The organism is Pseudomonas sp. 05T35 (assembly GCF_056396605.1).
Genome location: NZ_JBFTLU010000420.1, coordinates 1 through 4,050 on the forward strand (window position 1 = coordinate 1; position 4,050 = coordinate 4,050).

The following is a 4,050-nucleotide window of genomic DNA, read 5'->3' on the forward strand; positions in this document are numbered from 1 at the left end:
TGGCAAAAGCGCCACTTGTTTGCGGAGCAACAGGCACCGCGACACACACGCCCCCCTCATCGACCCAGTGGGAAAGCACTTCCAGCACCAGCGCCATCAGGGCGGAATTCTTGAACAGCCGTTGCCGCGCGCCCAGTTTGCAGAACGCGCTGAACACCGCTTTGGGCACCAACAGGCTCTGTCGCTCATAGCGAGAAGCGCCCACCTGCTCCAGCGGGGTGATCCACGGCAAACGTGGAGCGCCGCTCACGCTGGCGAGTTTGGCTTTCCAATAAACGGCATCCGCCTTGCGTTGGTGGGCGAGGTCTTCTGGCTCGGGCATGACCTCGGTGAACGGTTCCTCGCCGACCACACCGTCGAACAGTTCAACCATGAGGGTTGCGATCGATCGCCCATCGAGAATCAATGCATCAAGGCGCACAAAAACCCTCAGATGACCTTCCGGGAGACAGAAGACCGTGACATCCCAGGGCGAGCGATCCAGTTCGAACAGCGCATGCGCATACGCCTCACGACGCTCCTCAACATAGCCAAGCGCATCGTCTGGCGACAGAGCCGTGAGGTCGACTTCCTGCAGGTTTATCTGCACCTCGTCACTGACAAACTGCACGAGTTTTTGCGCATCGATCCGTATTCTCAGGCTTTCGTGGCGCCGGACCATCCCGGCCAAACGGCTTCGCAGCAGAGCAGGATCCAAAGAACCGCGGTACTCGCGAAACTCCTGCATGGCCACGCCGCCCAGCGGCATCTGCGGGCTGCGCCCAAGCAGATAGGCCTGCTGAAGAGCGGTCAGCGGCAGTGTGCGCTGAGAAAACGGTTGATCCAGGACCGCGGAGCAGACAGACGCCTCACGCACGATCGCCACGAAGCGATCGAACAGATCCGACACCCAGGCTTCTGGCAGAGCATCAAGGCGAATGTCCCAATTGATCAAGATGCCGCCGTCGGCGCATGCGATCTGCGCGTCGAGTGCAACCTGGGGCCCTTGGGAGATCACCCAGTTCATCGGCCCGAAGACACGCCGGACGCGCTCCGAGAGAAGATCGCCGCCCGGCATGTCCAGCGCTGCGGTAAACACCACCGGTGCCAGTTGTGGCGAACCATGATGGCGAGAAAGATCGCGCATCAGATTCACCCCGGGATAGGCGCTATGTTCGAGCAAGTCGAGCATTCTTTTCGCCATCTGCGTGCAAAGGGCTGCGGGGCTGCGGGCCGACTCGATATCCACATCGAGAATCAGCACGTTGGCAAAATCACCGACTACCCGTTCGACGTCATCTACCAGTGGCGGACGCCAGAACGAGGGCACGTTGAGGCGGAATTTCCGGTCCCCCGTCTGCGCCCCGAGTACCGCCGCGAAAAGCCCCATCATCAAGGTCGACAGGGTCATTCTTCGCTCACGGGCCAGACGCTGCAGCGCCTGGCGCTCATCAAGGCCAAGCCATGTGCTTAATCGATGGCTGCGGGCTTGATCAGGCTGATCCTCGAGAAACGGCAATGTGGGTGCAGGAGCGATTTCAGCCAGGCGCTCACGCCACCAAATGCGGTCTCGTTCCCGGGCGACTTTGAGCGAGGCATCGGTACGCGCCTTGTCGTACCAATCGAAGAAAGAAGGTGTGTGCGGGACCGGTCCGTCGGGGTCATCATAAAACCGTGCGAGGTCTTCGATTAACGTGCGAAAACCCGACGGGTCGATGGCGATCATGTCTGTATCGACGTGTAAGCGGAACTCATCGTCCGCCAGCAGGCTGACCGAGAAACGGACGCCCGGGCATTGGCCGAGATCAAGCTGCTGATGAGTCCATTCCTCGCGCTTGCAGAGCAGATGCCGCGCTACTTCCGGCTCGGTCATCGAGCGTAGATCTTCGACTTCCAGCTGCGGTGACTGGTCCATCGAAGCAATGGATTGCAGGCCATCCGCATTCAGCCGGACCCGCAGCATGGGGTGCAGCCGGCATACCCGTTCAAGCGCCGCGCGCAGCCGTTCCAGGTCAATGGAACGACCATCGAACTCGGCATAAAGATGAGCCGAAACTCTCCCTAAAGACGCATGAGCAGCGCGCCCGATCCAACAGGCGGCTTGCATTGAAGTTAACTCTCTCATGGCTCACTCATGTGATTGACAAATCTAAATGATTAGCGTCCCATAATAGAAACGATAATGATTATATTTCAAGACTTAATTTTTACCCTATAGGCCACGGAGGCTTCCCCCCAAATGAGATCGGGCACCCTAAGAGCAAATGACACGGATGAGGTGCAAGCCATTGATGAAAAAGAGAGTTTTTCATTTACCTCCGGCGATCGAGAACTAACGGTCGCCGGGATGCTTCAGCGAATCGAAACACCTGCCATTGGCGGCGATAACGCCAATAGCTTGTTCCAGAAAACCGTGCTGCAAGCCTTCGACCGGGCGCGCAAGGCCGGTCAGAGCAACCCGATAATCGTCGGCGCCATCCCCTTCGATCCTGCTGAAGCCTCTTGCCTCTATATTCCCGAACACGCCGAGTGGCGAGCACGAAGCGCCACCGTACAGACAGGCGTCGCAGCACTGCCTGAACTGATCGAGCAAAAAAACATACCGGACGAGCAAGGCTTCAAACGCGCGGTAGAGCACGCAATCGTCAACTTCCGCCACAGTGACGTGCGCAAGGCCGTGCTCTCGGTGCAACGTGAGTTGGTGTTTGCGCAGAATGTGGATGTGGCCGCCATGCAGAACAATCTGCGGGCCCAGAATCAAAGCGGTTATCACTTCCGTGTACCCATGCCGGACGGCGCTACGCTGATCGGCGTCAGCCCCGAACTGCTCGTTCACAAGGACGGTCTGAACTTCGTTTCCAACCCGCTGGCTGGYTCGGCCAAACGCATGACCGATCCACAAGCGGACCAGCGCAACGCAGATTGGCTATCAGCCTCGGAAAAGGATCACTACGAGCATCGCCTCGTGACCGAGGACATCGCCACTCAACTGGGGGAGCTGTGCACACAGCTGAGTGTGCCCCAGCGCCCTTCCCTCATCAGCACGCCTGCACTTTGGCATCTCTCCACGCGTATCGAAGGCACCTTGGCGGATCCGACCGTCTCGGCCTTGCAGCTTGCCTGTCGCCTGCATCCAACCCCGGCCGTCTGTGGCTTCCCCACCGAGCGCGCCCGGCGCCTGATCCGCTTCGTCGAACCCTTCGAGCGTGGTTTGTTCACCGGCATGGTTGGCTGGTGCGACGCCCAAGGCAATGGCGAGTGGGTGGTGACCATTCGCTGCGGCACCGTCAAGCGCAACAGGGTCCGCCTGTTCGCCGGCGCCGGCATCGTCGAAGCTTCGAGCCCCGACTCCGAATGGACAGAAGTCCAGACCAAACTCGGCACCATGCTGCGCGCATGCGGTTTGTCCCACTAATACGAACTTTTTCAGCAGTGACAATCATGACCATAGAATTCAATCACTGGCCCCTCGACAGAGCACAGCGCTATCGGGAAAAAGGCTACTGGATCGACCAACCACTCACACACATTCTCCAGGCACGCAGCCAGTCGCAACCTCACGCATCGGCGATCATTTGCGGTGATCGTCGTTTCAGCTATGCCGAGCTGGAGCAACTGTCGTCCAACCTGGCTTCGCGCCTGGCGGCCAGCGGACTTGGCAAAGGCGACACCGCCTTGGTGCAATTGCCCAATATTGCGGAGTTTTACATTGTCCTGTTCGCGCTGCTCAAGGCCGGGATTGCGCCCCTCAACGCGCTCTACAGCCATCGGAAACTCGAACTCAAGAGCTACGCCCAGCAAATCACGCCGAGGTTGCTGATCGGCTCTCGCGAACATGAAGTCTTTCGCGACGACAGCTACATCACAGACCTCAAGGAGGTGGGTTCCAGCCCCGAAATCACCCTGCTGCTGGGCGAACCGCGTGACGAAAACAACCTCGCCGCCTGGATCAAAACCCCAAGTGAGCACCCCGTGGACTTCTCCCCCAGCGAACCGGGCGAAGTGGCGCTATTCCAATTGTCGGGCGGCAGCACAGGCACCCCCAAACTCATCCCGCGCACCCATAACGAC

The 4,050-nt window shown here is 59.2% G+C and carries 3 protein-coding genes; 2 read left to right on the forward strand and 1 reads right to left on the reverse strand.

What is annotated here, in order from left to right:
- On the reverse strand, positions 1-2,104 hold a 2,104-nt coding region (locus AC1DH9_RS24315), incomplete at its 3' end, for a condensation domain-containing protein (protein WP_477808915.1).
- A 114-nt stretch (positions 2,105-2,218) separates the two neighbouring features.
- Here AC1DH9_RS24315 and AC1DH9_RS24320 point away from each other — a divergent pair.
- Both AC1DH9_RS24320 and AC1DH9_RS24325 read left to right on the forward strand, forming a co-directional pair.
- A complete protein-coding gene (locus AC1DH9_RS24320; RefSeq protein ID WP_427537338.1) occupies positions 2,219-3,394 on the forward strand; it encodes an isochorismate synthase in 1,176 nt (391 codons plus the stop codon).
- A 26-nt stretch (positions 3,395-3,420) separates the two neighbouring features.
- Positions 3,421-4,050, forward strand: a 630-nt coding sequence (locus AC1DH9_RS24325) for an AMP-binding protein (protein WP_477808916.1), incomplete at its 3' end; no start/stop codon positions are given.